Here is a 22,883-nt window from a genome sequence, read left to right as displayed (position 1 = left end):
TAGCGTGACCCCCATGGGCCTCGCCGACGACCGTGACCTCGTCCCCCTGGGATCCGGCTTCGACATCGTCAAACGCGGCTACGACCGCGCGCAGGTCGAGGACCACCTGGAGCGCCTCGACTCGGACCTGCGGCTGCTCGCGGCCGACCGGGACGCGGCGGTGTCGCAGACCAACGACCTGAGCCGCCAGTTGGAGGCGGCCCGGTCGGAGATCGCCGAGCTGCGCGGCCAGGTGGAGCGGCTGTCGCTGCCGCCCACCACGTTGGAGGGCCTGAGCGAGCGGCTCCAGCGGATGCTGCGCCTGGCCCAGGACGAGGCCAACGAGATCAAGGCCCGCGCCGAGGCCGAGGGCGGCCACATCCGCGCGAAGGCCGAGTCCGACGCGGCCGTGCTGCGCACCCGGTACGAGAAGCTGATCGCCGAGCTCGACCAGCGGCGCACCGACATGGAGGCCGAGCACCGGGGCGTGCTGGAGAAGGCGCGCGCCGAGGCGGACCGGATCGTCGGCGAGTCGCGGGAGACCGCCGCCCGGCTGGACGAGGAGTCCCTCCAGCGCCGGACCACGGTCGAGGAGGACTTCGAGATCGCCATGGCGGCCCGCCGGGTCGAGTCGATGAAGATGCTCGCGGAGCAGGAGGCGTCCAGCAAGGGCGAGGCCGACCGCCGCGTCCGCGAGGCCGCCGAGGAGGCCGCGCGGGTGCGCGCCCAGGTCGCGCAGGAGCAGGCGGCGTCGAACGCCGAGGCGCAGCGCCTGGTCCGCGAGGCCACCGAGGAGGCCAACCGCCGCCGCCACGACTCGATCAGCGAGGCGACCGCGCGCGTCCAGGAGGCCACCGACGAGGCGAACCGCCGCGTCCGCGAGGCGACCGAGGAGTCCAACCGCCGGGTCACCCAGGCCGCGCAGAAGGTCGACGCGCTCAAGCAGTTGCGCAACCGCCTGTCCCAGCAGTTGCACGCCGTCCGCACCGCGCTGCACGAGGTCACCCCGCTGCTCGACCCGCTGGAGGAGGAGCGCCCCCAGCAGGCCACCCCGCCGGCCGCCCAGCAGCCGGCCCCGCAGACAGCTCCGCCGGCCGCCCAGCAGGCCGCCCCGCCGGCGGTCCCGGTCGCGGAGCAGGCCACCGCCGTCCACGCGGCGCCGCAGGTCCCGGTCCCGGCTGCGGTCCCGGCGGGGGCGACCCCGGCCGCGCCGCCGGCGGCGAGCCAGGCGACCGAGCCGGCCCAGCCCGCTCCGGCCCAACCCGCTCCGGCCCAGCCGGCTGCCGGTCAGCCGGCCGGCGGGCCGGGGAAGCCGGCCAAGCCGCAGGGCGGTCCCGACGGCCCGACCCAGAAGATCAGCCGCCCGAACCCGTCGAAGGCCCGCTCCGGCAAGCGCTGACCGCCGACAGCACCGCTCGGTACCGCCGGACCGGCGAGCGTGTGCGCTGCCCGCGCGCCGACGGGCCTGCCGCAAACGCTTTCCCCGGCGTTGACCGGCGATGTTCGGTCGGCACCGGAACCTCCCCGCGACGGTGACGCGCGACGGTGGTCGACCGGCGAGATCGACATCACCCGACGGACCCCCGGCTGTGTCGGTCGTTCGACCGACAGTGGGTGGACGCGCCTGCGGAAGGCTTGCGGCGACCCCCACGACACCTGGAGGAGCACCACCATGACGACCACCCGGCGCGTTCTCACCGGTCTGGCCACCGCAGGTCTGGTCATCTCGGTCCTCGGCACGGGTACCGCCGCCGCCGCGACCAAGGGCAAGATCTACATCTCCAACAACTGCGGCAAGGCGGTCGCCACCACGGTCCACCGCACCGACGGCACGATGATCGCCGGCACCGCAGCCGCCCCGGCGGGCAGCTACTTCGCCTACCCGGTCAACCCGGGCACCTACCAGGTGCGCGTGCCCGCCGGCACCCGGAACGTGCGCGTCCTCGACGCCAGCCCGAAGGCGTACTCGGTCATCGTCCGGGCCTGCTGACCCCACCGGCCGCGTCGGGCGGGTCGCGGTGCCGGACACCGCCGCGCCCGCTCGCTACCGTCGTGCCATGACTCCGAACCCGGCCGAGATCCGCACCGAACGGCTCCTGCTCAGGAGGGTCGGGCCGGGTGACCTCGGTGCCGCGACCGCCATCCTCACCGATCCGCACACCCACCACTTCAACCCCGCCGGGCCGCCGACGCCCGACGAGGTGGCCGGGCTGCTGGCGGACTGGCAGACCGACTGGGAGCGCGACGGCATCGGGTACTGGGCGGTGCTGCCGGCCGGGGCGGACGAGGTGATCGGCTTCGGCGGCCTGCGCCACCACCGGCTGGACGGCGAGCCGACGCTCAACCTGTTCTACCGGTTCGGCCCCGCGCACTGGGGTCGCGGCTACGCGCCGGAGATGGCGCGCGCGGCCGTCGACTGGGCCGACCGCGTGCGCCCGGTGGTGATCATCACCGACCTGGACAACACGCCCTCGCAGCGCGTCGCGGAGAAGCTGGGCTTCGCGCACGTGGGCGACAGCATCACCGTCGACGGCCCGGTGCTGGTCTACCGCCGGCGGGAGGCGGCCCTGGCCACCTGACCGCGCGGCTACCGCTGCCCGGCGGCGACGATGGTCACCCGGCGCTTCTCGCACGGGCCGGACCAGGTGCGCGGCAGCGGCGTCGGCACGTCCGGCCGGACCTCGGAGACGATCGCGTCGAGCACCGCCTCGGAGTGCCCGACCATGAGGTGGCGGGCACCGGGGAAGGTGACCACGTCGGCGGTCGGCAGGTGCGCGCCGAACCGCCGCCCCGCCTCGGCCGGCGGGAGGTGGTCGTCGAACTCGGGCACCAGGCAGACCACCCGCTTGTCCGCCCACCGCGCCACCTGCTCGGGTCGGCTCCACCGCAGCGGCGGCGAGATCAGGACCGCGCCCACGACGCCCGGGTCGTGCCCGTGCATGAGGGCGAGGTCCGTGCCGAAGGACCAGCCGACCAGCCACACGTCGGGCAGCCCGCGCCCGCCGGCGAACGCGAGGGCCGCCGCCACGTCGAACCGCTCGCCCACGGCGTGGTCGAAACCGCCCTCGCTGCGCCCGGCCTCGCTGACCGTGCCCCGGGTGTTGAACCGCAGCACGGCGAGGTCCGCCAGCGCCGGCAGCCGCCACGCCGCCTTGCGGTAGAGGTGGGAGTCCATCATGCCGCCGTGCGTCGGCAGCGGGTGCAGCAGCACCAGGGTGGCCCTCGGCGGCCGGTCGGCGGGCAGGGACAGTTCACCCACCAGCCGCAGGCCGTCGTCGGTGACCAGCGTGACGGCCTCGCGCCGCGCGGGCAGCACCGTGTTGGCCGTGATCCGGACCCCGTCACCCATGCCGCGATCCTGCCACGGGCCGGAGTGGACCCCGGAGGCCGCCGCCGCGCTCCCGTGGAGGGGGCCGGCAGGGGCACGCCGGCTACCGGCGGCGCGGGGTGGGGCCTCGGCGGGTCCGGGCGTTCCAGCAGCCCTGGTGCCAGTGGCGGCGGTCCTCGACCGAGCCGTGGTCGGCGGCGGGCCAGGCGACGACGTGCGGGGTGCCCGGTCTGATCTCGTGGTCGCACCCCGGGCACCGGTAGGTCTTGGTGGTCGCGGCACCGGAGACGGCGCGGACGAGCCAGTCGCCGTCCGGCCCGGACTCGGACCGCGCCCAGCCGTGCCCGCCGACCGGGGACGGGTCGTCGGGGCGCTGGGGGCGGTTGCGGCGCGGCACGGGGTAGCAGGGTAGCTCCGCCCTCCGAGCCCGATCCCCTACGGTCCACGGAGTGAACAGGTGGCAGCGGGCTGTGGTCGGGGTGCTGTTGTTACTGGAGATGGGGGTGGTGGCCCAACCCGCGTTGCGGGCGGGCCTGGCGGAGGTGCAGCCGCGCCCGGTGGGGCCGGCGCAGGGGATGCTGCTGGCGGCGACCACGATCCTGCTGGTGACGGCGGGGACGGCGCTGGTGACGATGCTGGTCCGCCCGTTCTCGCGGACGTGGGTGGCGACGTACGCGGGCGCGCACGCCGCAGCGGCGGGCCTGGGGTGGGCGCACGGGATGCCGCTGCTGACGCTGGTGGCGGCGGTGGCGGCGGTCGCGGTGCCCGCGCTGGTGCTGCTGCCGGGCAAGCCGCCACAATAGGCGCGTGCCCACCTACGAGTTCCGCTGCAAGGCTTGCGGGTCGACGTTCGACGTCAAGCGCCCGATGAGCGAGTCCTCCGCGCCCGCGCCGTGCCCGCACGGGCACGACGACACGGTGAAGCTGCTGTCGATGGTCGGCGTGTCCGGCCTGGCCGGCAACGCCCAGCCCGCCGGTGGCGGCGGGTGCTGCGGCGGCGGCTGCTGCGGCTGACGACCCCGGGCAGCGGTGCGGCTCAGCCGGTGGGTTCCTTGGACAGGAGCACCTCGGCGACCTTCTTGCCCTGGTCGCAGATCGCGCCGAACCGCGCCGAACCGTCGATCACGATGATGCCGACGCCGCCGCCCGCGTAGTCCATGACCAGCACGCACGACGGCTGCACCGACGTGTCCGTGGTGCGGTCGAAGTAGGTGACCTTGCGGTCCGCGAGCTGGAACTCGCCGTTGTTCTGCTCCAGCGTGATGGACCGCCCGGCGCGGAACCGCAGCGTCACGCCGACGTCGAGCGAGTCGACCGCCGTCTGCCACTTGCACGACTGGTCGAACTGCTGGTCGTACCCGGTGTCGGTCGGCGCGGCGGACTTGTCCCGGACGTCGTAGGGCAGGTCCTTCCAGGACAGCAGCTTGCACAGGTCGTCGACCGGCTCGTCGTCGGGTGACCCGGATTCCGCCGTGGGGTCCGGCGTGCCGGAGGTGAACGGCGGCTCGATGTCGAGCACCCCGGCCGAGACCGGCGTGCCGTTCACCGAGTACGCGCAGCCCGACGTGAGGCCGAGCGCTGCTGCCAGGAGCGAGAGGACGACGCGCCGCATGGGGTCCACCATGCCAAACGCCCACCGCCCGGCGGAACCCAGGTGCGCCGAAGCCGGGCGCCGGACGGCCCGGGGAACGCGGCCGTCCGGGCCGGGTCGCGTGCGGGTTCAGGTGTAGTCGCGGAAGCCCTTGCCGGTCTTGCGTCCCAGCCGGCCGGCCGTCACGAGGTGCTCCAGCAGCGGCGCGGGGGCGAAGCCCGCTTCCCGGAACTCCAGGTACAGCGTGCGCTCGATGGCCAGGGACACGTCCAGCCCCACCACGTCCAGCAGTTCGAACGGCCCCATGGGCAGCGAGCAGCCGACCTTCATGGCGTTGTCGATGTCGTCGGCGGACGCGTAGTGCGCCTCCAGCATCTTGACCGCGTCGTTCAGGTACGGGAACAGCAGCGCGTTGACGATGAACCCGGCGCGGTCGCCGCAGTGCACCGGCTGCTTGCCCAGGTCGAGGCAGACCGCGCGGGCGGTGGCGACGACGTCGGCGGAGGTGGCGATGGTCCCCACCACCTCCACGAGCTTCATCACCTGCGCCGGGTTGAAGAAGTGCAGGCCCACCACGTCACCGGGGCGCGAGGTGGCCGCCGCGCACTCGATCACCGGCAGCGACGACGTCGTGGTGGCGAGCACCGCGCCCGGCTTGCACACCTCGTCCAGCGCCTGGAACACGGACCTCTTGACCGCCAGGTCCTCGGCCACCGCCTCCACCACCAGGTCGCAATCGGCGAGGTGCTCGAACTCGACGGCGGGCGTGACGCGGGCCAGCGCGGCGTCGCGGTCGGCTTCGGCGAGCCTGCCCCGGGACACGGCGCGGTCGAGCGAGGTCCGCACCGCGCCGAGCGCCGCCTCGGCCTTGTCCAGCGAGCGCGCCCGCAGCACGACGTCGTAGCCGCGCTTGGCGAACACCTCGGCGATGCCGGTCGCCATGGTGCCGGTGCCGACCACGCCGACCCGCCGCACCTCGCGGGTCCCCGCGCCGGGGCCGGCCGTCCCGGGCGTGTGCGCGTCGGGCACGACGACCGGCGAGTCGGGACCGTCGTAGGTGTAGAAGCCGCGCCCGCTCTTGCGGCCCAGCAGCCCGGCGGTGACCATCTGCTTGAGCAGCGGCGCCGGGGCGTGCAGGCGGTTGCGGGACTGGTGGTACATCGTGTCGAGGATCTCGTAGGCGGTGTCCAGGCCGATCAGGTCGAGCAGCGCGAGCGGGCCCATCGGGTAGCCGCAGCCGTGGCGCATCGCCGCGTCGAGGTCTTCCCTGGTGGCGTAGCGGGACTCGTACATGCGCACGGCGTGGTTGAGGTAGCCGAACAGCAGGGCGTTGGCGATGAACCCGGCGCGGTCGCCGATGACGACGGGCGTCTTGCCCAGCGACTGCGCGAAGGCCACCACGTCGGTCACGACGTCGGGTTCGGTGACGACGGTCCGGACCACCTCGACCAGCTTGAGCACGGGGGTGGGGTTGAAGAAGTGCATCCCGACGACCTTGCCGGGCCGCCCGGTGTGCACGCCGATCTCGGTGATGGACAGCGACGACGTGTTGGACGCGAACACGGTGTCCGGTCCGCAGATCCGGTCCAGCTCGGCGAACAGCCGGGCCTTGAGCCCGATGCGCTCGGGCACGGCCTCGATCACCAGGTCGACGTCGGCGAGCGCGTCCAGGGAGGTGGTGCAGCGGATTCGGCCGAGCAGCGCGGCGCGGTCGGCCTCGGCGAGCTTGCCGCCGGCGACCGCGCGGTCCGTGGAGTGGTCGAGGTGGCCGCGCCCCCGGGCCAGTCCCTCGTCGTCCACGTCCACCGCGATGACGGTGCGGCCGGCCCGGGCGAGCACCTCGGCGATGCCCGCGCCCATGGTGCCGAGCCCGAGGACCCCGACCGTGCTGAACTGGCGCGTCACTGGACTACCTCCCACGTCGCGGAGGGCTACCGGGCGGTAACTTGCGCCCGACTATCCCACGCGCGCCGCGTGCCGCCCGCGTGAGCTTCACCATCGGGATCGAGCAAGACACCGCCTCGCGGCGCGCGCGCCGGTCACTCGTCGAAGTCGCGCGCCGCCAGGTCCCGCACCCGCCGGACGGCCTCGGCGGCGTCCGGACCGGTGGCCGACACCTCGACCGTCGCGCCGCCCGGGGCACCCAGCCCCATCAGCGCCAGCACGCTCGCGGCGTCCGCGCGCTCCTCGCCGAACCGCACCACGACGTGCGCGTCCAGCCCGGCCAGCGACCGCGCGACCAGCGCCGCCGGCCGTGCGTGCAGACCGACCTCGTTGGTCAGCACGACCTCCGCCCGCTCACCGTCCACAGAGGACTCAGGAGCGTCGGGCGGTGCTGCGGAGCCGCCGGCCGCACCGCGCGCGGCGTCGGCGACCCCGCCCAGGTCCGCGCCGCCCTGCGCGGCGACCGCCGCCGCGACGGCACCCTCGACCAGGGGCGCGTCCACCACGAGCACGTCGCCGGCCGCCTCCTCGGCGGCCATGTCCGCCACCATCTTCGCGCTGCCCAGGTCGTAGAGCACGACCACGCCGCCGCTCGCGCCGGCCGCCGTGATCGCCTCCGCGACGGCCGCGTAGTCCGTGCCCAGCCCGCCGGACCCGTCACCGCCCGCCGGCGCGATCCGCACGTCCGGGGCCATCTGCCCGGCCAGTTCCGCCACGCCGCCGGCGAGCGCCCGGCTGTGCGACACCACCACCAGCCCGATCACCGCGCACCCCCGACGAGCGCGCGCAGCAGCAACGCCGTGGAGCGGGCGCCCGGGTCGAGGTGGCCGGCGCTGCGCTCGCCCAGGTAGGACGCACGGCCCTTGCGCGCCACGAGCGGCACGGTCGACTCCGCGCCCTGCCCGGCGGCCTCGGCGGCGGCGGTCAGCACCCCGGCCGCGTCACCGCCCGCCGACGCCACGGACTGCGCGGCGGCCACGGCGGGCGTCAGCGCGTCCACCATGGTCTTGTCGCCCACCGCCGCCTTGCCGCGCGCCACCACGCCCTCCAGCGCCGCCTGCAACGCCGTGGCCACCAACTGGCCGTCCAGCTCCGCCGCGTCGCCCACCGAGGTCGCGGCCCGCAGGAACGCCGTCCCGTACAGCGGTCCGGCCGCGCCGCCGACCTTGGAGATCAGGGTGGTGGCCACGAGCTTGAGCACCGCGCCGGGCGTCGCGGGCACCTGCTCGTCCAGCGCGGACACCAGCGCGCCGAACCCCCTGGTCAGGTTCTCACCGTGGTCGCCGTCGCCGATCTCCCGGTCCAGCCGCACCAGCTCGTCGCGGTGCTGCGCGACCACCCCGGCCGCCGCCCGCAGCGCGTCCGCGACGTCCGCCGCCGCGCAGCCCATCAGGCACCCCACCGCAGCGCGGCGGTGCGCACGGGGGCGTCCCACAGCTCGACCAGCTCGTCGTCCAGCTTCAGCACCGTCAGGCTCATCCCCTGCATCTCCAGACTGGTGGTGTACGAGCCGACCAGCCGGCGCTCCACGGTGATCCCGCGTTCGGCGAGCAGCCGCTCGGCGATGCCGTGCGCCAGGTACAGCTCGATCTGCGGCGTGCCTCCCATGCCGTTGGTGAACAGCAGCACCCGGTCGCCCTCGGCGAACGGCAGGTCCTGGAGGACCGGGTCGAGCAGCGCGCGCACCAGCTCGCCGGCCGGGCCGACCGGCACCCGCCGCCGGCCCGGCTCGCCGTGGATGCCGACGCCCAGCTCCATCTCGTCGTCGGCCAGCACGAAGCTCGGCTCGCCGGCGTGCGGCACGGTGCACGGCGTGAGCGCCAGGCCCATCGAGCGGACCCGGCCGACGACTTCGCGCGCCAACGCCTCGCAGCCGTCGAGGTCCACCCCGCGCTCCGCCGCCGCGCCGACCAGCTTCTCCAGCAGCACGGTCCCGGCGACGCCGCGCCTGCCCGCCGTGTGCAGCGAGTCCTCCACGGCCACGTCGTCGTCGATCACCACCGTCCGCACGTCGGTGCCCTCGGCGGTGGCCAGCTCGGCGGCGGTCTCGAAGTTCAGCACGTCACCGGTGTAGTTCTTGACGATCAGCAGCGCCCCCGCGCCGCCGTCGGTGCGCGCCACGGCCGCCTGGACCTGGTCGGGGGTCGGGGAGGTGAACACCGGGCCCGGACAGGCCGCGTCGAGCATCCCGGGGCCGACGAACCCGCCGTGCAGCGGCTCGTGCCCGGACCCTCCGCCGGAGACGACCGCGACCTTGCCGCGCACGGGCGCGTCCGCGCGCACGACGACGGCGGGGTCGTACTGGACGTCCAGCAGGTCGGGGTGCGCCGCCGCCATGCCCCGCAACGCGTCCGCCACCACGGTCGCCGGATCGTTGATGATCTTCTTCACGGTGACCTCCATCGCCGATGGTCACCACCTTCCTACCCCAACCGGGGAGGACACGCTCAGCGCCCGTAGAGCACCTTCACCAGGCGCACGACGTGCCTGATGGTGCGCGAACCGCGCTCGTAGGTCATCGGGTCCAGCGCCGCCGCGAAGCGCTTGCGGGTGACCGCGTGCGCGTAGGCGAACTCGCGCAGCCCGTCCTCGCCGTGGATGCGCCCGAAGCCCGAGTCGCCCACGCCGCCGAACGGCAGGCCGGGCACCGAGGCGTAGGCGAGCACCGAGTTGACCGACACCATGCCGCAGCGCAGCCGGTCGGCCAGCTCCTCGCCCCGGTTGCGGGAGAACACCGTCGCGCCCAGCCCGTAGGGCAGCGAGTTGGCCCGCCGCACGGCCTCGTCCGCGTCGGCCACCCGGGTCACCACCAGGGTCGGGCCGAACGTCTCGTCGGTGACCGCCGTCGAGTCGTCCGGCACGTCCACCAGGACCACCGGCTCGACGTAGGGCGGCCGGATCGACTCCAGCCCGCCGACCACCGCCCGCCCGCCGCGCTCCAGCGCGTCGGCCACGTGCGACTGGATGACCTCCACCTGCTTGGGCATGGTGATCGGGCCGAAGTCCGCGTCCGGCTCGCCGCCGGGCCGCAGCTTGCCCGCCTTGGCCACCACGAGGTCGACGAACTCGTCGTACACCGCGTCGGCGACGTACACCCGCTCCACGCCCGCGCACGTCTGGCCCGCGTTGAAGATGCCGCCCCACACGGCCCCCTCGGCGGCGGCGCGCACGTCCGCGTCCTCGGCGACGATCAGCGGGTCCTTGCCGCCGCACTCGACCAGCACCGGGGTCAGCGTCGCGGCGCAGGCCGCCATCACCTTCCGGCCGGTCGGCGTCGACCCGGTGAAGGCGAGCTTGTCCACCCCGGCCGCGCACAGCGCCGCGCCGGTCTCGCCGAACCCCGTCACCACCTGGAGCACCGGGTGCTCGGGCACGACCTCGGCGAACGCGTCACCGAGGAAGACCCCGACGCCGGGGGTGAACTCGCTGGGCTTGAACACCACGGCGTTGCCGGCGGCCAGCGCGTACGCGATCGACCCCATCGGCGTGAACGCCGGGTAGTTCCACGGCCCGATGACGCCCACCACGCCCAGCGGCCGGTACTCCAGCGTCGCCGCGTGGTTGTACATCAGCAGGCCGGGCTTGACCTTCCGCTTGCCCAGCGTCTTGGGCGCCTGCCGGGCGGCCCAGTGCAGGTGGTCGATCACCAGGGCCAGTTCGGTGCGCGCGTCGTCGGCGGACTTGCCGGTCTCGGCGCTGATCAGCGCCTGGAACTCGTCGAGCCGTCTGACCAGCAGCTTGCGCCAGGCGTCCAGCCGGGCCCGGCGGCCGTCGAACCCGAGGCCGGCCCAGAACGCCGCAGCGGCCCGCGCGGACTCGACCGCCGCGCGCACGTCGGCCTCGCCGTGCACCGGGTGGTGGGCGACGACCTCGCCGGTGCGCGGGTCGAGCGAGGCGAAGCGCTTCTGCTCGTCGCCGGCCCGCGCGGGCTTGGCGGAGGCGGTCTGCGTCATGGGGCCCTCCAGAGGTGCACGAAGGTGTTACCGGACAGTAACGGCCGGCTGAACGAGATGTCAGCCCCCGTTCAGCCCTTGGGGATCTTGGGCACGACGCCCTTGGCGAAGGCCACGGCCACCGCGCACCGGTCGAACTCGGACTTCTTCGGACCGGCCGCCTTGACCTCGACGATCTCGCCCTCCTCACCGGTGTTGAGCCGCTGGACCCACTTCACCGAGCACGACGGGTACGCTCCCGTGCTCTCCAACTGGTAGCCCGGCACGCCGCCCAGGTCGGCGTCGACCTGCTTGGCGTCGAACTTGCGGTCCGCCGGGACGAACGTGGACCGCATGTCGAGGGTGACCTCCTTGCCGTCGGCCACCCACGAGCAGTTGTGCAGCCCGTACGGGTAGGTGCGGCTGGTCGCGCCGACCGCCGCCTCCACCACGCCCTTGTCGACCAGCGCGCACGGGTCCAGCGTGACCAGGGAGTCCTTCGGCGGGGACTTCAGCGCGACCCGCTCCTTGAGCAGCTTGACCACCGACTCGGCCACCTTGCGGCCGGGCGCGCACGCGTCGCCCTCCTTGTAGCCGATCTGGACGGTGAGCCCGAGCGCCGGCTTCTCCTGGGTGATCACCGAGACGAAGCACGCGCTGGTGTCGAGCGTCTGCTCGTAGCTCTTGAGCCCGGCGAGCTGCTTGTCGGCGTTCTTCAGCTCGGTGGTCATGGTCTGGCCGATCTCGACGGTGACCGCCAGGTCCTTGCCGTTCTTGTCCTTCATGAAGTCCGAGCACCGGCTGAACCCGGTCGGGGTCACCTCGGCGGGCGTGCCCAGCGTCTTGAGGACCTCGCGGTCGAGCAACTTGCACGGGTCGGTCAGCCGCAGCTTGTCGGCGGCGAACGCCGGGTCGGCCGGCTGGCCGTCGGGCACGTTGGTCGGCTGCGCCCCGGTCGTCTCGGTGGTGTTCTCCGCGTTCGCCTGGACGGTGTGGCGCGGGTAGGGCTTGTGCTTGGCGAGGTCCGTGCCGGCACAGGCGGACACGAGCAGGAGCGAGCACAGGGCGGCGACGAGGCGGGGCACGGTTGCACGGTAGCGACCGACTCGCCCATTCGGGTCGGGAACCCTGTGTTCGGGCTCACCAAGCCCATCGGGAACGATTCAGAAGATCGACGCGCTGTACCGGGTGACCCCCTACGAGAGGAGCACCGAGTTGCGCGTCCGCATCCGCCGCGCCATCCGCCGTTTCGACAGCTGGACCGTCGAGGCGTTCAACCCCGTCTACCCGCGCCGCTAGGCGTTCCCGGCGGCCTTCTCCGCCTCGTCCGGCACCACGATCGGCCGCAGGAGCCCCCAGGCGGCGAACAGCGCCGCCAGCACCACCATGCCGACGCCGGACCACAGGTTGATGTTGAGCCCGTCGGACTTGGCGAGGTCGGCCTCGTCGGTGAAGCCGAGCCCGACCACCGCCAGCACCACGCCGTAGATCCCGAACAGCACCGCGATCACCAGTCGCAGGTCGAACAGACCGGCCTTGTGCGCCACGACGACCTCCCTCAGCCGAAGATGATGTTGAGCACGGCGGTGATCGCCAGGATGCCGATGCCGAGCAGCAGCGGCGAGCGGTACCAGCCCGCGTCGTCGCCGGTCGCCGAGTGCCGGCGGGACTCCTTCGGCGTGAGGCTGTAGACCAGGCCGACCAGCCGCTCCTCCGGCACCGGCCGGGTGACCAGGGTGACCGCGACGCTGACCACGATGTCGACCGCGAACGCCGCGCCCGCGCCCACGAAGCTCGCGCCCTGGCCGGGCAGGTCGAGCACGCCGGTCTCGGCGAGCACGAACACCAGCACGGCCGCGAGCGTGCCCGCGACCAGGCCGATCCAGCCCGCCGCCGCCGACATCCGCTTCCAGAACATCGCCAGGATGAACGTGGCGAACAGCGGCGCGTTGAAGAACGAGAACAACGCCTGGATGTAGTCCATGATGTTGCCGTAGCCGGCCGCGAGGAACGCCGTGCCGATGGCGACCAGCGTGCCGCCGATCGTGGCCAGCCGGCCGATCCGCAGGTAGTACTCGTCCGGGCGGTCCTTGCGGATGTAGTCCTGCCACAGGTCGTAGGTGAAGACGGTGTTGAACGACGACACGTTCGCCGCGACGCCCGCCATGAACGACGCCAGCAGGCCGGTGATGGCGATGCCGAGCATCCCGTTGGGCAGCAGCTCGCCGATCAGCGCGGGCAGCGCGTTGTTGTAGACGATGCCGGAGCTGTCGTCACCCGCCTTGAGCGCCTGCATCTCGGGCACGACCAGCGCGGCGATGATGCCCGGGATGATCACCACGAACGGGATGAACGCCTTCGGGTACGCGCCGATGATCGGCGTGCGCCGGGCGGCGGACATGCTCTTGGCCGACAGCGCGCGCTGCACCTCGGCGAAGTTCGTCGTCCAGTAGCCGAACGAGAGCACGAACCCGAGCCCGAACACGATGCCGATCACGCTGAGCACCGGGTTCTGGATGCCGGTCAGCTCGGTCGCGGGCCACGCGGAGAGCTGCTCGGCCCCGCCCGGCCCGGCGGTGACCTTGTCCACCAGGCCCTGCCAGCCGCCGACCTTGTGCAGGCCGACCAAGGTCAGCGGGAGCAGCGCGGCGACGATCACGAAGAACTGGAGCACCTCGTTGTAGATCGCCGCCGACAGGCCGCCGAGGGTGGTGTAGGTGAGCACGATCAGGGCGGCGATGACCACCGACAGCGGGATCGGCCAGCCCAGCATCAGGTTGAGCAGGAACGCCAGCGCGTACAGGTTCACGCCCGCGATCAGCACCTGGGCGACGGCGAAGCTGATCGCGTTCACCAGGTGCGCGCCCTTGCCGAACCGGCGGCGCAGGAACTCGGGGACGCTGCGCACCTTGGAGCCGTAGTAGAACGGCATCATCACCAGGCCGAGGAACACCATGGCCGGGATCGCGCCGATCCAGTAGTAGTGCACGGTCGCCATGCCGTACTGCGCGCCGTTCGCGGCCATGCCCAGCAGCTCGATCGCGCCGAGGTTCGCGGAGATGAACGCCAGGCCGGTCACCCAGGCGGGCAGGGAGCGCCCGGAGAGCAGGAAGTCCAGGCTCGACGACACCGAGCGCCGCGCCAGGAAGCCGATACCGAGGACGAACGCGAAGTAGAGGGCCAGCAGCGCGTAGTCGAGCGGACCGGCGTCCAGCCGGAGATCCGCCTCGGCGAGCACGGGCACCGTCGCCCACCTCCCTGTTCAAACAAGGTCGAACAACACCGGACACCAACCCACAGGCGATCATGCTGACCGTAGTGCAACCGGGGCGTCTTCGCCGATCTGAACTACCCGGGCTCAAACCACCCGGTGCGGCCGGTGCCCCGGGGCCTCGGAGCAGGTCCGCGCGCCACCGGGAGGCGATCACGTCGGCGGCGCGGGAGGCGGGCAACTCCACGCGATCGTGGCACCGGCCGACGTGCGCGGGGACCGGTCCGGGAGGGCCGGGAGGAGAGGTGCGCGGATCAGCGGGTGAGCACGAACGGGGTCTCGGCGTAGAACGGTCCCGAAGTCGCGCCGATCACGAATTGGGTGCCGGGTGCGGAAGTGCGGAACGAATCGGGCACCTTCACCAACACCCCGGCGAACCGACCTGCTCCGTCGGTGGTGGCGTCACCGACCCGCTGCCCGTGGAAGGTGAACACGACTCGACTGTTGGCGGGATATCCCTCACCGCTGAGCCGCACCTCGTCACCCGCCTTGGCGGATTTCGGCTGGGCCACGAGTTGGGCGGCGGCGGGTGCGGAGGTGGAACTGCCGGCGGCCACCGGCACCGGGCTCGTCGGCGGCTCGGACTCGCAGGCCGCACCCACCACGAGCAGCACCGCGAGCGGCGCGAGGAGGAACCGGGGTCTTCGGCCAGGCACGTTGCCTCCCCACGTCGATTCACCGGGCAGCCAGCGTATATCGCCGATTCCGCGCCGCGACGCGGCCGAACGGCGTACTCGGTCCGGTCACCCGCCGGGGTGCCGCGCGCCGACTGCGGGAAAGAGTTGTGAGACCATCTCGAATAACCTCGGGCGTGCCGTGCGGACCCGCCCGGCGGGCCGTTTCGACAGGTCGACCCGGAGGCTTCGTGGACAGTCGGCGACCGGTGCGCCTCTCCCGCTCCCCGCACGGCGATTCCGTTTCGTGGGCGGTGCTGGAACCGCCGAAACAGTCGGTCGGGTTGCGAATCGCCCGAATGGACCCGCTATTGCTGGTCCCGGCGGGACTGGTGTGCCTGGTCGTCTTCTGGCCGTTGGCCGTGCTGTTCGGGGCGCCGGGTGCCGTGGCGATGGTGCTGCTGGCGGCGGCCACGCCGGTGGCAGGCCACCGCAGCGCGAAGCGGCGGGCGCGCAAGGCCCTCGGCCCGAACTGGCGGCTCGGCGAGATCACCGCCGCGCACTTCCGCACCCTGCCCGCCGAGAGCCGCGAGGTGGTGCGCGAGCTGGCCGAGCACCTGGACGCGCTGTGGTCCAGCCAGGCCGCCCGCACCGGCTGGCTGACCGCCGACAAGCTGCACGACGCCCACTCGGCGGTGTGGCAGGCGGCGCTCCTGCTGCTGGGCACCGCCGACCAGCACCTGCTGCTCCGCGAGTCCGCGCCCTACGCCGAGCTGGACCACCTGGTCACCGCGAGGGCCGACGAGCTGGCCGGGGTGCGGGCCGTGGTCCGGGACGTCGCCGGGCAGCTCCGCGAGGCGCACGCGAAGGTGGGGCAGCTCGACGCCCTGATCACCGCCGAGCAGGAGCGCCACCTCCGGGAGCAGCACATCGCCCACCTGGAGACCCGGCTCACGACCGCCACAGCGTCCACCCACGTCCAGGCGGTGCCCCCGGTGTGGCAGGACGCGCTGGACACCGTGAACGCGCACGTGGAGGGCGCACTGGCCGTGCTGGATCGGGACAACTGACTCCAGCCTTCCGGGACCTGTCCACAGTGGACCGTTCCGTTCGACGGTCCAGCCACGTGACCTGCGACAACCGCGCCTGACTCGGTCGCCGGCTAGGATGTCACGCGCAAGTCCTCTACCCGAGGTGGACACCGTGAACAAGCAGCCCCGCAAGCGCCCTGACGGCCAGGCGACGACCGACGTCATCCTCAGCTCTTACGTCGGCCTGAACGCCCCCGTGTTCCGCCAGGTCCTGCGCATGTTCGTGCCGGTCGGCTCGACCGTCGCGGACGTGACCTGGGGCAAGGGCGCCTTCTGGAGCCAGGTGCCGGACGGCCTGTACGACGTGCGGGCCACCGACATCCAGATGGGCGTGGACTGCCGCGACCTGCCCTACGAGGACGGCTCGATCGACGCCCTCGTGCTCGACCCGCCGTACATGGAGGGCCTGTTCCGCAAGGACACCGGGCACATGGCCGGCTCGGGCACGCACACCGCGTTCCGGGAGCGCTACAGCGACAGCCAGGCCACCGAGCAGGTCGAGGGTGCGCCGAAGTGGCACGACGCCGTGCTCGACCTGTACTTCAAAGCCGCCTGGGAAGCGAAGCGCGTGCTGCGCAACTACGGCGTGTTCATCGTGAAGTGCCAGGACGAGGTGTCCGCGAACCGCCAGCGCCTCACGCACGTCGAGATCATCAACGAACTGGCCGAGGACTTCTACTGCAAGGACCTGTTCGTCGTGACCCGGCCGAACAAGCCGGGGGTCGTGCGGATGCTGAAGCAGGAGCACGCGCGGAAGAACCACTCGTACTTCCTGGTGTTCGTCAAGCGGAACCCCCAGCACCCGAAGCGGATCAGGCCCACCGGGACCGAGGTCAGGGAGATGGGGCTCAAGCCCATCGAGCCGTGGCCGGACGAGGTCACCACCTCGGCGTCCCCGCCCGAAGCGCACGGGACGTCGGGCGGGCTCTTCTAGGCCGCCGCCCTCACCGCAGGTCCAGCACGGTCTGGGCGTCCTCCTTCTCCAGGATCACGGCTTCCTGCACGGGGGCCACACCGCGCGCCCGCTCCTCGATGATCTGGTCGAACAGCACGAAGGGGTCGCGGACGTACGGCTCGCCCGGGTCGAGGTCGATGGCGATGCTCGTCCTGATCAGGTTCTGCTGCTGGTAGGGCGTGTAGTTCCGGGCTGCGCCCCGGGTCGCGCCCTCCATGGTGGGCAGGTCCTCGTTCTTGGCGAACACGAAGTCCCACTTACCCGTGAAGGCGTGGATGTTGACGGCCACGACGTCGAACTCACCGACCAGGAGCGCCGTCGTCTCGACCGAGGTGTCGTCCGCGAAGATCACCTCGCGCCGGTCGCTGGCGTCGCACTGGTAGAAGGGCTCGACCCTCCCGCTGCGCTTGCGCGCCCTCATGCTCACCGTCTGGATGCTCTTCACCTCGACCGCGAACCGCTGCCCCCGGTAGGTGATGATCAGATCACCCTTCTCGGTGCGATCGTGGTCGTCCGGCTTGTAGATGCCCGTGACGTCCGGGTGGCCGTGGAAGTACATGGTGCGGCACTTGACCTCGGCCGCGTACCCCATGACGAACGAGCGAAGGCTCGGGTTGTCGGTGAGCAGCTCGTTGATCTCGTCGTAGCTGAGATCCCAGTCCTCTAAGAACCCCACGTCCTGACGCCCCGTTCGCAGCCGCCGACCCACCCTCGCGAGCCACTAAGAGTAGCGGCCCCGGTACGACGGCGGCAGCCGTGCCGGACACCCTGGCGCAGCCGGCAGGCCAGGCCCTCACCGGGCCTGCGGTGCCCCGTCCCACCACACCACGTGCACGCGCCGGACCCCCGCAGACCGGGAACTGGTCTCGAAAACGGTTCGTGCGCGATCCGGGCTCGGGGACCTCAGCGGGAAGTCGCCTTCCACCGAGTTCACCTCGGCGTGGTCGTCGTATGCCAACCCGTAGCCCGCGACACGGGCATCCTCGCCGTGGCCGTACTCCTCCACGAGGGCGAACAGGCGCGGAGCGCCTTCCCAGGCCACTTCACGCACCAGGGCGGCGAAGGCGTCCGCGATCCCCGGTGGTTGCTCGATTCCGACCAGCTCGGTCACGCGCTCTTCCTCTCCCTGTGTGGCCCCGTGCCCGGGGTGCCAAGACGGATCACCCCGCCGCCTGCAAGGATGCCCTTGCAACCCGTAGAACGCAATCGTTGCGTTCTACGGCGTGGCGTTCGCCATCAGCTTGAACACCACGTGGACGACGGCCACACTTGCGTGGCCCCTGCCGAAGGGGATGAGGAAGGATCGACGCCGTGCCGCAGAAGAAGCAGCCGCCCACCGTCCGGCTTCGCCGGTTGGCGGCCGAGCTGCGCCGCCTCCGCAGCGGCGCAGACCTCAGCAGGGAAGACGTCGCCGAGCAGACCGGCATCAACACCACCACGCTCTACCGGATCGAGACGGCGAGGGCGCGACCGCAGAAGCGCACCCTGATGAGCCTGGTCGCCCTGTACGAAGCGCCTGCGGAACAGCGCGACTACCTCGTGGCGCTCCTGCGCGACGCCGGGCAACAGGGCTGGCTGCGGCCGTACCACTCCGACCTGCCGGAGGAGTACACGGCCTACATCAGCTTCGAGGACGAGGCGCTGGGCGTCCGCAACTACGAGACGTCGTTCATCCCGGGCCTGCTCCAGGACGAGGACTACGCCCGCGCGGTGATCAGGGGCGTCCTGCCGACCGCGACCGAGGGCGAGGTCGAAGACCGCGTTCGTGCGCGCATCCAGCGCCAAGGCGTTCTCACCAAGAGCAAGCCGCTCAGGTTCTGGGCGGTCGTGGACGAAGCCGCGCTACGCCGGGTGGTCGGCGGCTCCCGGGTGATGCAGCAGCAACTCCGGCACTTGGTCGAGGTGACGAAGGCTCCCAACATCACCGTTCAGGTGATTCCCTTCGGAGCGGGCGCGCACCCCGGGATGCCCGGGCAGTTCATCCTGGTGGAATTCGAAGACCCGATGGACATGGACCTCGTCTACATCGACAGCATGGCCGGCGACCTCTTCCTGGAGTCCGACGCAGAGATCCGCCGCTACCGCTCGATCTTCGACAACCTGGTGGCCGTGGCCCTGAGTCCCAACGATTCGGCGGCGTTGATCGCCGAGATCGCCCAAGAGCGAGCACGGAAGGGAGGGTAGATACGGATGAGTGAAGTTGATCTGTCGGGCGTGACGTGGCGGAAGAGTTCGCGCAGCAGCGGTAACGGCGCGTGCGTCGAGGTGGCGTTCGTCGCGGGCTCGACTGCCGCCCGCGACTCGAAGAACCCGGCCGGTGGAGCGCTGGTCTTCACGCCTCGCGCGTGGAGCGCGTTCGTCGGCACCGTGGACGCCGCGCGTCGCTGACCGGCGTACCCGCAGGTCTCCGACGGAAGAGCCCGCCACCGAACGCACCGGGGCGGGCTCTTCCCCACTACCCGCGCAACCGCTCGGAAACCCACAGGCCGGCGATCCGCCCGACGGACGCACACCGAATCCGTGACAGCAGAAGCGATCACTTCACCGCACCGGCCGCGACACCAACCGCACGTCGCTCCCGGACCGGGCCACGTGGACCAGTTCCAGGCGCAGGATGTCGGACATGCTGCGGATGCCCGCGTCCTCCAAGCCGCTCTTGCCCGAGCCCAGCAGCGCGGGAGCCACGTAGTTCACCACCCGGTCCACCAGGCCCTGCGCGATGAAGCTGCCCGCCAAGGTCGGCCCACCTTCGAGGAAGACCGCCCGCACACCCCGCTCCAGGAGACCGGCCAGGACAGCTCGGAGGTCGAGCCCGCGACCGGCTCGCTCGACCCGCAGCACGTCGACCACTCCGTCGAGGTGTGCGGAGTCGGCGTCCTCGGCCACCACGATGAGCGTGGGTGCGGCGTCGTTGCAGACGTTGGCGTCGCGCGGCGTCTTGGCGTTGCTGTCGATCACCACCCGCAACGGCTGCCGCTCCGGGTCGTCCACGATCGACAGGTCGAGCCGGGGATCGTCGTTGCCGCGCACGGCGAGGTTGGGGTTGTCCGCCTGCTGGGTGCCGGAACCGACGACCGTCGCGTCACAACCGGCGCGCAGCAGGTGGACTTCGGCACGGCTCTCGGCGCTGGTGATCCACTGGCTGGTGCCGTCCTGTGCGGCGATCCGACCGTCCAGGGTGGCGGCGAACTTGTAGACCACGAAGGGACGCCGCTGCGTCACGATGACGTGATCCCACTCGTCCCGGCCGACCAGCTCGTCAACGCTGAGCGCTGCCACCCGAGCCCCCTTCGCTCGTCACCGCACGGATGAACTCGTCGACGCTGGGAAGCGCCCGCCATCGGAGCATAAGCCCGACGCTGGTCTTCAACTCCCGAACCGTCCGGCGCGACTGGGTGTCACGAGCGATCTTCAACGCTTCGGTGCCACTCTCCAAGGCGGCCTCCGGAAGGCCGGCTCGCGCCGCGACCACGGTGCGACGCGCCAGGTGCAAGCCGCGCTCGCGGTGGAACGACCGGGGCCACTGCTGCATGACGTGGTCGTACTCGTCCAAGGCTCGCCGGTGGTCGCCCAGCGTGCTGAACACCGCCGCTCGCTGCACGGCCACGTAGCTGGATGTGCAGTAGCTACCCAGCACGTACGGGTCATCGGTCGGTTGAGCGGCATCCGCCAAGGCTTGGGCGCGGTCCATGCAGTCGAGAGCCGCACGCTCCTGACCATCGAGCGCGGCGGCGTGGGCGGCCTGTTGGTGGACAGCTGCTCGAACGTGTGAGCCGGCTACCTGCCCTTCGTAGCGGACCGCCGCCTGCGCGAGCGCGACGGCTGGTGCCCGCTCACCGAGGAACTGGGCTTGCTGGCTCATGCGCATCAGGACGAAAGCTGCTATGTCCGGGTTGCCCGACGAGTGCGCCCACTCCAGCGCCTTGCTCGACCACGCCCTACCGGTCCCGAAATCCCCGAGGTCATCAGCAAGCCACCCGCTGAACTCCGCGAACAGAGCGCCGACCTCGAACAGTCGTCCCCGAGAACGAAGTTCGATCCGCTCGTACAGCTCTGCGATGGCACCGACCTGCTCACTCGCGGAGCGCACCAGATCTCCCGGCCCGAGCAGGCTGTCGGCAGACACCAGCGCATCTCGCAGCCTGATGAAGTGATCGATGACCTGCGGGTCTACAGCGCCACGACCAGTTGGCGCCGGCAGATCGAGGCCGGTACCGGGCAGGGAGACCGCCAGGCCCGCTATTGCGCCGATGAACCTACGCCGCTGCACGTCATCTCCTCCGTGGCGCTCTCGCTGTTCAAGCCGACGTTCGGCCTTGGCAGCCGCAACCGCTCGCTACACAATGCCCACGGGAATGCCGAAGCTGTCGGCGCAATGCTGCTGCCAGTACGGCGTCGGCATCCGCTTCTCGGTCTCCCAGCGGGACACCTCATTGCGAGTGACCGCACGACCGGCGCGTTCGGACAGCACGTCGGCTTGCTCGCTCTGCGAACGCCCAGCTCCGGCGCGGAGACGGCGCAGCAGGTCCCCGATGCTCGTCGGCTCGCGCATACGACCATCCTGACGCGTGAGTAGGTGGGACGTCACCATTGTGGCCCCTACTTCTGGCCGCTCCTCGCCCTATGGCCCCCTTTTCAGGCGACTCCGCCCGAACGGTCTGACGCCCACCCTTGTCACGGGCACCAGCGCCAGGTGTCAGCAACCTTGCACATTCCAGCCACAGCGCTCCCGATTCTGAAGGAATCACACCGCCGATGCCGTACACCGTGAAGCTGCGCATAACCATGTTCGAGCGCGCAGCCACATTGGCGGGCTTCGCGTCGGACTACGCGTTGGCTCATGCGATGGGAGTCAACCGCTCCACGATCGGCAGGGTGCGCAGCGGCAACCTCCAACCTGGAGCCGCGTTCATCGCCGGCGCACTGGTCGCCCTCGCACCGATGACATTCGGAGATCTGTTCGAGGTTGGGACTGGCCGGCGTCTCGCTGCTCAACCTGCTGTTCCAGCAAAACGAGAAGGACACTCTCATGTCGACCACGACAAAACCGACCGAACTACTGACCGCAGCACCGGGCTGTGCGGAGGAGGAGTCGCCGGCCGCACCTGCTGCCGCCTGGTGTGACGAGAGGTCCGTTGATCTCCTGCGCGTGATCGCCAAAGAGCAGGCTCCACGGCTGTTCGCCATCGTGGAGGAGTACGGCGAGCAGGGGACGGCCGCGTCGCGGCCTACGGGTTGGCCTACCCCGACCACGCCGACGTCACCTCGGTCTCAGGTGACTTCCACCTGGTCTCGCAGAGCCCGGAGCGTGCACGGCAGCTCTTCGAGATCCCGACCGGCTCACGTGACGTGCGGACGCACCTGGTGTGGGTGACCGGCGCACCGGAGAGCACCGGAGAGCAGGGCTGAACGGCCCGCAGAGCGACTCGGCAGCAGAAGGTCACCGGCAGCACACCGGTCACCCCGACGGCTCAGAACAGCCGGAACTCGTCCGGCTCGATGCCGCGCAGGGCGTCGTAGTCCAGCACCACGCACCGGATGCCCCGGTCCTCGGCCAGCGTCCGGGCCTGGGGCTTGATCTGCTGGGCCGCGAACACGCCCTGCACCGGGGCGAGCAGCGGGTCCCGGTTGAGCAGGTCCAGGTAGCGGGTGAGTTGTTCCACGCCGTCGATCTCGCCCCGGCGCTTGATCTCCACCGCCACCGAGCCGCCGGACGCGTCGCGGCACATCAGGTCGACCGGGCCGATCGGGGTGGGGAACTCGCGGCGGACCAGGGTCCAGCCGTCGCCGAGGGTCGTCACGTGCTCCGCCAGCAGCTTCTGCAGGTCGGCTTCGACGCCGTCCTTCACCAGGCCCGGTTCCGGGCCCAGTTCGTGCTTCGAGTCGTGCAGCACCTCGGCCATGGTGATGACCAGCTTCTCGCCGGCCTTGTTCTGCACGACCCACAGGTCCGGGTCCTCGATCAGCCAGCACGGCGGGCTCATCCAGTTCAGCGGCTTGAACGCCCGGTCGTCGGAGTGGATGGACACCGAGCCGTCCGCCTTGATCAGCAGCAGGCGCTGGGCCATCGGGAGATGGGCCGTGAGGCGTCCGACGTAGTCGACCTGACAGCGAGCGATGACGAGGCGCACGGCCGACAGGCTACGGGGTGCGAGCGGGGTACCACCGGCAGGTACCG

29 protein-coding genes are annotated in these 22,883 nt (G+C 71.7%); 11 read left to right on the top strand and 18 right to left on the bottom strand.

Annotated features, from left to right (window positions below; translation table 11 throughout):
- Positions 1–13 precede the first annotated feature (13 nt).
- The 3 genes from AB0I60_RS36050 (at position 14) to AB0I60_RS36040 (ending at position 2,558) form a co-directional block, all read left to right on the top strand.
- Positions 14–1,378 (top strand): chromosome segregation protein, encoded by a 1,365-nt coding sequence (locus AB0I60_RS36050; RefSeq protein ID WP_360738371.1) that lies wholly within the window; start codon positions 14–16, stop codon positions 1,376–1,378.
- A gap of 273 nt (positions 1,379–1,651) precedes the next feature.
- Complete coding sequence (locus AB0I60_RS36045) at positions 1,652–1,969, top strand: hypothetical protein (protein ID WP_360738368.1); 318 nt, start codon at positions 1,652–1,654, stop codon at positions 1,967–1,969.
- 67 nt (positions 1,970–2,036) lie between these two features.
- Complete coding sequence (locus tag AB0I60_RS36040; RefSeq protein WP_360738365.1) at positions 2,037–2,558, top strand: GNAT family N-acetyltransferase; 522 nt, start codon at positions 2,037–2,039, stop codon at positions 2,556–2,558.
- An 8-nt stretch (positions 2,559–2,566) separates the two neighbouring features.
- On the opposite strand, the gene AB0I60_RS36035 is transcribed toward AB0I60_RS36040, so the two are convergent.
- A complete protein-coding gene (locus AB0I60_RS36035; RefSeq protein WP_360738363.1) occupies positions 2,567–3,328 on the bottom strand; it encodes an alpha/beta hydrolase in 762 nt (253 codons plus the stop codon).
- 82 nt (positions 3,329–3,410) lie between these two features.
- Entirely contained in the window at positions 3,411–3,704 is a 294-nt protein-coding gene (locus AB0I60_RS36030) for a hypothetical protein (RefSeq protein WP_360738361.1), read from the bottom strand.
- A gap of 52 nt (positions 3,705–3,756) precedes the next feature.
- Between AB0I60_RS36030 and AB0I60_RS36025 the strand changes: the two genes are divergently transcribed.
- Entirely contained in the window at positions 3,757–4,110 is a 354-nt protein-coding gene (locus tag AB0I60_RS36025) for a hypothetical protein (RefSeq protein WP_360738359.1), read from the top strand.
- Between the two features lie 4 nt (positions 4,111–4,114).
- Positions 4,115–4,321 carry a zinc ribbon domain-containing protein gene (locus AB0I60_RS36020; RefSeq protein WP_360738356.1) on the top strand — a complete coding sequence of 69 codons (207 nt, stop codon included), beginning with the start codon at positions 4,115–4,117 and terminating at the stop codon, positions 4,319–4,321.
- Positions 4,322–4,343: 22 nt separating this feature from the next.
- Here the strand turns inward: AB0I60_RS36020 and AB0I60_RS36015 are convergent, their stop codons facing one another.
- From AB0I60_RS36015 to AB0I60_RS35970, 10 genes are all read right to left on the bottom strand, one after another.
- Positions 4,344–4,919, bottom strand: coding sequence for a DUF3558 family protein (locus AB0I60_RS36015; protein WP_360738353.1), 576 nt, complete (start codon positions 4,917–4,919; stop codon positions 4,344–4,346).
- A 108-nt stretch (positions 4,920–5,027) separates the two neighbouring features.
- Complete coding sequence (locus tag AB0I60_RS36010; RefSeq protein ID WP_360738351.1) at positions 5,028–6,803, bottom strand: 3-hydroxybutyryl-CoA dehydrogenase; 1,776 nt, start codon at positions 6,801–6,803, stop codon at positions 5,028–5,030.
- Between the two features lie 134 nt (positions 6,804–6,937).
- On the bottom strand, positions 6,938–7,606 hold the full coding sequence (gene dhaM / locus AB0I60_RS36005) for a dihydroxyacetone kinase phosphoryl donor subunit DhaM (protein WP_360738349.1): 669 nt from the start codon (positions 7,604–7,606) through the stop codon (positions 6,938–6,940).
- Positions 7,603–8,232, bottom strand: a complete 630-nt coding sequence (gene dhaL / locus AB0I60_RS36000; RefSeq protein WP_360738347.1) for a dihydroxyacetone kinase subunit DhaL — start codon at positions 8,230–8,232, stop codon at positions 7,603–7,605. The genes dhaM and dhaL overlap by 4 nt, the downstream gene beginning before the upstream one ends.
- Positions 8,232–9,233: a dihydroxyacetone kinase subunit DhaK gene (gene dhaK, locus AB0I60_RS35995; RefSeq protein ID WP_360738416.1), complete on the bottom strand. Its 1,002-nt coding sequence runs from the start codon at positions 9,231–9,233 to the stop codon at positions 8,232–8,234. Before dhaK ends, dhaL begins: the two co-directional genes overlap by 1 nt.
- A gap of 56 nt (positions 9,234–9,289) precedes the next feature.
- Positions 9,290–10,795, bottom strand: coding sequence for an aldehyde dehydrogenase family protein (locus AB0I60_RS35990; RefSeq protein WP_360738345.1), 1,506 nt, complete (start codon positions 10,793–10,795; stop codon positions 9,290–9,292).
- A gap of 71 nt (positions 10,796–10,866) precedes the next feature.
- Positions 10,867–11,859 (bottom strand): DUF3558 family protein, encoded by a 993-nt coding sequence (locus AB0I60_RS35985; RefSeq protein WP_360738343.1) that lies wholly within the window; start codon positions 11,857–11,859, stop codon positions 10,867–10,869.
- Positions 11,860–12,069: 210 nt separating this feature from the next.
- The gene (locus tag AB0I60_RS35980; RefSeq protein ID WP_360738340.1) at positions 12,070–12,321 is read right to left on the bottom strand and encodes a hypothetical protein; all 252 of its coding nucleotides are present in this window, start codon (positions 12,319–12,321) and stop codon (positions 12,070–12,072) included.
- 11 nt (positions 12,322–12,332) lie between these two features.
- Complete coding sequence (locus AB0I60_RS35975; RefSeq protein ID WP_360738338.1) at positions 12,333–14,018, bottom strand: sodium:solute symporter family protein; 1,686 nt, start codon at positions 14,016–14,018, stop codon at positions 12,333–12,335.
- A gap of 281 nt (positions 14,019–14,299) precedes the next feature.
- Positions 14,300–14,701: a hypothetical protein gene (locus tag AB0I60_RS35970; RefSeq protein ID WP_360738335.1), complete on the bottom strand. Its 402-nt coding sequence runs from the start codon at positions 14,699–14,701 to the stop codon at positions 14,300–14,302.
- A gap of 317 nt (positions 14,702–15,018) precedes the next feature.
- Between AB0I60_RS35970 and AB0I60_RS35965 the strand changes: the two genes are divergently transcribed.
- Positions 15,019–15,729, top strand: a complete 711-nt coding sequence (locus tag AB0I60_RS35965; RefSeq protein ID WP_360738333.1) for a hypothetical protein — start codon at positions 15,019–15,021, stop codon at positions 15,727–15,729.
- Between the two features lie 133 nt (positions 15,730–15,862).
- Positions 15,863–16,684: a DNA methyltransferase gene (locus AB0I60_RS35960; protein WP_360738331.1), complete on the top strand. Its 822-nt coding sequence runs from the start codon at positions 15,863–15,865 to the stop codon at positions 16,682–16,684.
- Between the two features lie 10 nt (positions 16,685–16,694).
- Here AB0I60_RS35960 and AB0I60_RS35955 read toward each other — a convergent pair whose 3' ends face one another.
- Positions 16,695–17,381, bottom strand: a complete 687-nt coding sequence (locus tag AB0I60_RS35955) for a hypothetical protein (protein WP_360738328.1) — start codon at positions 17,379–17,381, stop codon at positions 16,695–16,697.
- A gap of 117 nt (positions 17,382–17,498) precedes the next feature.
- Positions 17,499–17,816 carry a hypothetical protein gene (locus AB0I60_RS35950; protein WP_360738326.1) on the bottom strand — a complete coding sequence of 106 codons (318 nt, stop codon included), beginning with the start codon at positions 17,814–17,816 and terminating at the stop codon, positions 17,499–17,501.
- 200 nt (positions 17,817–18,016) lie between these two features.
- Here AB0I60_RS35950 and AB0I60_RS35945 point away from each other — a divergent pair, with 200 nt between their 5' ends.
- Both AB0I60_RS35945 and AB0I60_RS35940 read left to right on the top strand, forming a co-directional pair.
- Positions 18,017–18,889: a helix-turn-helix transcriptional regulator gene (locus AB0I60_RS35945; protein ID WP_360738322.1), complete on the top strand. Its 873-nt coding sequence runs from the start codon at positions 18,017–18,019 to the stop codon at positions 18,887–18,889.
- Positions 18,890–18,895: 6 nt separating this feature from the next.
- Complete coding sequence (locus AB0I60_RS35940; RefSeq protein WP_360738319.1) at positions 18,896–19,093, top strand: DUF397 domain-containing protein; 198 nt, start codon at positions 18,896–18,898, stop codon at positions 19,091–19,093.
- A 153-nt stretch (positions 19,094–19,246) separates the two neighbouring features.
- On the opposite strand, the gene ribD is transcribed toward AB0I60_RS35940, so the two are convergent.
- The 3 genes from ribD to AB0I60_RS35925 form a co-directional block, all read right to left on the bottom strand.
- Entirely contained in the window at positions 19,247–19,984 is a 738-nt protein-coding gene (gene ribD / locus AB0I60_RS35935; RefSeq protein ID WP_360738317.1) for a bifunctional diaminohydroxyphosphoribosylaminopyrimidine deaminase/5-amino-6-(5-phosphoribosylamino)uracil reductase RibD, read from the bottom strand.
- A complete protein-coding gene (locus tag AB0I60_RS35930; protein ID WP_360738315.1) occupies positions 19,965–20,975 on the bottom strand; it encodes a hypothetical protein in 1,011 nt (336 codons plus the stop codon). The genes ribD and AB0I60_RS35930 overlap by 20 nt, the downstream gene beginning before the upstream one ends.
- Before the next feature lie 66 nt (positions 20,976–21,041).
- Positions 21,042–21,257: a helix-turn-helix transcriptional regulator gene (locus AB0I60_RS35925; protein ID WP_360738312.1), complete on the bottom strand. Its 216-nt coding sequence runs from the start codon at positions 21,255–21,257 to the stop codon at positions 21,042–21,044.
- 203 nt (positions 21,258–21,460) lie between these two features.
- On the opposite strand from AB0I60_RS35925, the gene AB0I60_RS35920 reads away from it, so the two are divergent.
- Positions 21,461–21,829, top strand: coding sequence for a hypothetical protein (locus AB0I60_RS35920; protein ID WP_360738309.1), 369 nt, complete (start codon positions 21,461–21,463; stop codon positions 21,827–21,829).
- Between the two features lie 111 nt (positions 21,830–21,940).
- Positions 21,941–22,114, top strand: a complete 174-nt coding sequence (locus AB0I60_RS35915; RefSeq protein ID WP_360738307.1) for a hypothetical protein — start codon at positions 21,941–21,943, stop codon at positions 22,112–22,114.
- A 62-nt stretch (positions 22,115–22,176) separates the two neighbouring features.
- On the opposite strand, the gene nucS is transcribed toward AB0I60_RS35915, so the two are convergent.
- The gene (nucS, locus tag AB0I60_RS35910; RefSeq protein ID WP_360738304.1) at positions 22,177–22,836 is read right to left on the bottom strand and encodes an endonuclease NucS; all 660 of its coding nucleotides are present in this window, start codon (positions 22,834–22,836) and stop codon (positions 22,177–22,179) included.
- Positions 22,837–22,883 lie beyond the last annotated feature (47 nt).

The sequence above is a fragment of the Actinosynnema sp. NPDC050436 genome, from assembly GCF_040655415.1.
Lineage (GTDB): Bacteria > Actinomycetota > Actinomycetes > Mycobacteriales > Pseudonocardiaceae > Actinosynnema.
The sequence above is the reverse complement of the archived record's forward strand: the minus strand, read 5'-3'. Positions and strand labels throughout refer to the sequence as shown.